The sequence below is a fragment of the Mycobacterium sp. genome (genome assembly GCF_049683935.1).
Taxonomy (GTDB): Bacteria; Actinomycetota; Actinomycetes; order Mycobacteriales; family Mycobacteriaceae; genus Mycobacterium.
In genome coordinates this window covers 1-4,329 of record NZ_JBAUJR010000347.1, presented here as the reverse complement: position 1 = coordinate 4,329, position 4,329 = coordinate 1, and the positions used below count along the sequence as shown (strand labels likewise).

The following is a 4,329-nucleotide window of genomic DNA, read 5'->3' as shown; positions in this document are numbered from 1 at the left end:
GGGTATATGCGTCTCCCGTACGAGGCACAGCGAACCGATCGGTGCACTTCAGGCACCATCTGCTGCGTTCTCGGGTGGTGAAGCTCCGCGGCTAGGGGCTACCCGCGGCGGATGCTGACCCGGCGCTCGTGCCAGCGCAGCCGCAACAGCAGCAGGCCGCGGTGGGCGCGCCACCCCGCCGACAGCGGGTCACGCCAGGCGGGCATGACCGCGCGTGATTCGAGATCACTGTCCATGGCCACCATTGTGCAGCGAAGATCGGCGATCGGCTCGTCGACGTGAACAGCGACACCATGTCGAGACCGTGAACGTTGTGTGAGCGAGATGTCGCCTAGTGCTTGACGTAACGGTCGACCAGAGAGGTCAGCGTCGATTCGATGCCCTTGGCGTTCTGCTTCTGCATCCCCAGCAGTTCGATCATGAACGGCAGCTTCGCCGTCGAGTAGTCGAATGTCTCGGTCACCTTCGTGGTCCCCGGGCTGACCTCGGCCAACTCCCAGCGCCACCGGTGTCCGAGGGGGTGCTGCCATTCCACGACCCGATTCTCCTCGATCGTCGTGGCGGTCGAGGTGATCTTGTAGGGCAACCCGTACTGCGTCATCCCCACCGTGAACTTGTCGCCCTCGCTGAGCCGATGTGGACCCTTGACCTCGATGTCCCGCACGGTCCCCGACCCGTCGATGTCGGAATGGCGGTGTGGATCGACGACCATCGCGAAAATCTCTGCGACCGGTGCGCCCACCTGCACGCTGCGGCTGACGGTGCGCGGGCCGGCATCTTCTGTCTTCAGACTTGACGTAGTCATGGCTGAGCTATACCCGAGGGCCCCGCCGACCAATCGGTCGACGGGGCCCTCGGGTGCGATTGTCAGTTCTTCGCGGATCGCAACTCGTGCGACAGCGCCTCGAGCTCGTCACCTCCGGCCATCTGCTGTGTCAGATGCTCCAGGGTGATCTCGTCATAGGTGCAGTCCAGCTTCTGCCGGCCACGATTGAGCAGGACGAAGTGGTCACCCACCAAATGCGCGTGGTGCGGGTTGTGGGTGATGAACACCACACCGAAGCCGGCATCCTTGGCCGCGGTGATGTACTTGAGCACCACACCGGACTGCTTGACACCCAAAGCGGCGGTCGGCTCATCGAGGATCAGCACCCGCGCCCCGAAGTACACAGCGCGCGCGATGGCCACGCACTGTTTCTGACCACCCGACAGCGAGCCGATGGGCACATCGACGTCGGGCAGGTCAATGCCCATCTTCGAGAGCTCGGTCAACGTGGTGGCACGCATCGCGTTGGCATCCAAGGAGAACGGGAACGACTTCTTTCGCAGTTCCTGGCCGAGGAAGAAGTTCCGCCACACCGGCATCAGCGGTACGACCGCGAGATTCTGGTACACCGTGGCGATGCCCTTGTCGAGCGCGTCGGCCGGCGAACCGAAGGTGATCGCCTCGCCGTCGACGAGCAACTCCCCGTCGGTCTGCTGATGTAGCCCCGAGATGATCTTGATCAGCGTGGATTTACCTGCGCCGTTGTCACCCAGGATGCCCGTCACCTCACCGGCGTGCACTCGAAGACAGATGTCCTTGAGCGCGGTGATGTTGCCGTACGACTTGCCGACGTTCTTCAGCTCGACCAACGGCACCTTGCCGCCCGAAGGAGTATCGCTGCTTGGCTTTTCGACTGTTGCGGTCATCGGGTCACCTCTTCGCTGCGTAGTTACGGAAGGCGTTGTTGGCGATCACCGCGAACAACAGCATCGCGCCCAGGAAGAACTTGAACCAGTCGGGGTCCCAGCCTGCGTAGACGATGCCCTGGTTGGTCATACCGAAGATGAATGCACCGATCGCGGCTCCGATCGCGGTGCCGTAGCCACCGGTGAGCAGACATCCGCCGATGACCGCAGCGATGATGTAGAAGAACTCGTTGCCGATGCCCTGGCCGGACTGCACGGTGTTGAACGAGAACAGCAGGTGCATACCGACGAACCAGGCGCAGAAGCCGACGAACATGAACAGTCCGATCTTGACCGCAGTGACCGGAACACCCACCGCACGAGCGCTTTCCGCGTCTCCACCCACTGCGAAGATCCAGTTGCCGATTTTGGTCTTGAACAGTACCCAGGTCGCCACCGCGGTGAAGATCAGCCACCATACGACCGTGATGCGGATACTCACCCCGAACACCGTGAACGACGAGGCGAACACCGTCCGCGCCGACTCCCAGCCCTGCATGTCGCTGACACTCTGGGTGGCCACCTGACCGGCGACCAGCTTGGTCACCGCAAGGTTGATACCGGCCAGCATGAAGAACGTGCTCAGCGTGATCAGGAAGCTGGGGATCCTGGTCTTCATCACCAGGAAGCCGTTGAAGAAGCCGACCGCGAGCGCCAGAACGAGCGCCAGTGCCGCACCGGCCCACAGGTTGAGGTGCAGGTTGTAGGCCAGCATCGACGCCGCCAGCGAGCTGAACGTCACCGCCACGCCGGTCGACAGGTCGAACTCGCCACCGATCATCAGGACCGCGACACCGCAGGCCATGATGCCGATGGTGGAGCTGGCGTAGAGCACGGTGGCCAGCGAGGCGGCCTCGCGGAACGGTTCCGCCACGACCAGGAACAGCACGAAGATGCCGATCGCGCCGATGGCTGCGCCCACCTCGGGCCGGATCAACAGTCGCTGCGCCCGGTTTCGCTCTTTGACACGTTCGTCTCTGGCCGCTTTGGGCGTGGATTCCAGGTCTGTCTGCGTAGTCATCGTGCTGCTCCGTTCTGTGCCCGATCACTCATCATCGCGTGCCGCCCTTCGCGTACTCGGCGACTGCATCGATGTTCGTCGAGTCGATGAACGCGGGCCCGGTCAGCGTGGGCTGGCCACCACCGAGGACGTTGCCGTTGCTCAGGTACAGCCAAAGGGAATCGACGGCGAGATAGCCCTGCAGGTATGGCTGCTGATCCACGGCCCACTGCACATCTCCGGACTCGATGGCGCCGACCAGCGCAGCATTGGTGTCGAAGGTGCCGATCTTGGTTTCACTGCCGGCCCTCGAGGCCGACTGAACAGCGGTGAGAGCAAACGGGGCTCCGAGGGTCACGACGTAGTCGACGCTGGGATCCTGCTGCAACTTGGCGGTCATGGTGGACTCCACCGATGGCATGTCCTTGCCGTTGACATTCAGGACCTCGGTGGCCGGGAAGGTGTCCCTGACACCGGCACAGCGGGCTTCGAGGTCGACGTGGCCCTGTTCCTGAATGACGCAGAGCGCCTTGGTCGCACCTTCCGACCGCAGTCGGTCGCCGACTCCCTGTCCGGCAATGAAGCCATCCTGGCCGAAGTACTCCTTGACGCCCAGTTCCTGCCACGAGTCCATCCCCGCATTGAAGGCCACCACTGGAATACCCTTGGCTGCAGCGGCATCCACCGCTGCTCGCATCGCGTCCGGCTTGGCGAGAGTGACGGCGATTCCGTCGACACCACTGTCCACCGCGCTCTGGACCAGGTTGGCTTGGTTGGGCGCCTCCGGGTCGTTGGAGTACCGCAGTTCGATGTTGTCCTTCTTCGCAGCAGTCTCGGCGCCTTTGCGGACGAGATCCCAGAATGAGTCACCCGGAACTTCATGGGTGATCATCGCGATGGTCATTCGGGGGGTGTCGACGGTGCCGCCACCGGAGCCCTCTCCGGACCCCTCGGGTGCTCCGCCGGTCGACGAGCACGACACAATCCCCAACACCAGGGCGCCTGCTCCGGCGAACGCCGCGAGTCGCTTGAACGTCATTGCTTCTCCTTGTCTTCGAGACCGCCGCGACGCCCTCATCGACCCCCGCGGGCCTGTGCCGGGCGACACGCCTCACAACTGATGTAATACGGCTCACACCCGAAAGTCAAGACTTTGTCCTGACATTAGGACTGCAAGTCATATGCGCTTCGGATTCGCGCTGTTCAGCGACGCGGGACGGTCGAGCCACGCATCACGAGGGCCGGCTCACAGACGACGTCGACGACATCCGCCTGCTCGACAGTGCCCTCCAGGCGCGCCACCAGCCTCTCCACCGCCGCACCCGCCAGAGCGGCGCAGTCCTGACGGATCGTCGTGAGGCTGATGTGGGCCAGCCCCGCCAGCGGGCTGTCGTCGAAGCCCATCACCGAGACCTGTTGCGGTACCGCCACTCCCGAGCGGATCAACACATCCATCACACCGAGCGCGCAGCGGTCGTTGAAGGCGAAGACCGCGTCCGGAAGCGCGTCGGCGGCCAGCAGGGACGATGCCGCGGCGGCCCCCTCCCGCTCAGTCAGGCCGCCCGCCTGGATCAGTTCATCCAGGCCCGCAGCCCGGA

Annotated in this window: 6 protein-coding genes; all 6 read right to left on the bottom strand. The window is 63.8% G+C overall.

The genetic code is table 11. The features are described from left to right. Positions 1-98 precede the first annotated feature (98 nt). Positions 99-236, bottom strand: coding sequence for a hypothetical protein (locus WA965_RS20180; protein WP_526448008.1), 138 nt, complete (start codon positions 234-236; stop codon positions 99-101). Between the two features lie 95 nt (positions 237-331). Continuing rightward, positions 332-805: an SRPBCC family protein gene (locus WA965_RS20175; RefSeq protein ID WP_526294289.1), complete on the bottom strand. Its 474-nt coding sequence runs from the start codon at positions 803-805 to the stop codon at positions 332-334. A 62-nt stretch (positions 806-867) separates the two neighbouring features. Next, positions 868-1,692 carry an ATP-binding cassette domain-containing protein gene (locus WA965_RS20170; protein WP_526294290.1) on the bottom strand — a complete coding sequence of 275 codons (825 nt, stop codon included), beginning with the start codon at positions 1,690-1,692 and terminating at the stop codon, positions 868-870. A 4-nt stretch (positions 1,693-1,696) separates the two neighbouring features. Continuing rightward, entirely contained in the window at positions 1,697-2,752 is a 1,056-nt protein-coding gene (locus tag WA965_RS20165; RefSeq protein WP_526294291.1) for an ABC transporter permease, read from the bottom strand. Between the two features lie 31 nt (positions 2,753-2,783). Then, complete coding sequence (locus WA965_RS20160) at positions 2,784-3,770, bottom strand: substrate-binding domain-containing protein (RefSeq protein WP_526294292.1); 987 nt, start codon at positions 3,768-3,770, stop codon at positions 2,784-2,786. Positions 3,771-3,934: 164 nt separating this feature from the next. Continuing rightward, positions 3,935-4,329, bottom strand: a 395-nt coding sequence (locus tag WA965_RS20155) for a substrate-binding domain-containing protein (protein WP_526448007.1), incomplete at its 5' end; no start/stop codon positions are given.

Coding starts and splice junctions, on each gene's coding strand:
- WA965_RS20180 (WP_526448008.1), bottom strand. CDS start 236: ATGGACAGTGATCTCGAATCACGCGCGGTCATGCCCGCCTGGCGTGAC.
- WA965_RS20175 (WP_526294289.1), bottom strand. CDS start 805: ATGACTACGTCAAGTCTGAAGACAGAAGATGCCGGCCCGCGCACCGTC.
- WA965_RS20170 (WP_526294290.1), bottom strand. CDS start 1,692: ATGACCGCAACAGTCGAAAAGCCAAGCAGCGATACTCCTTCGGGCGGC.
- WA965_RS20165 (WP_526294291.1), bottom strand. CDS start 2,752: ATGACTACGCAGACAGACCTGGAATCCACGCCCAAAGCGGCCAGAGAC.
- WA965_RS20160 (WP_526294292.1), bottom strand. CDS start 3,770: ATGACGTTCAAGCGACTCGCGGCGTTCGCCGGAGCAGGCGCCCTGGTG.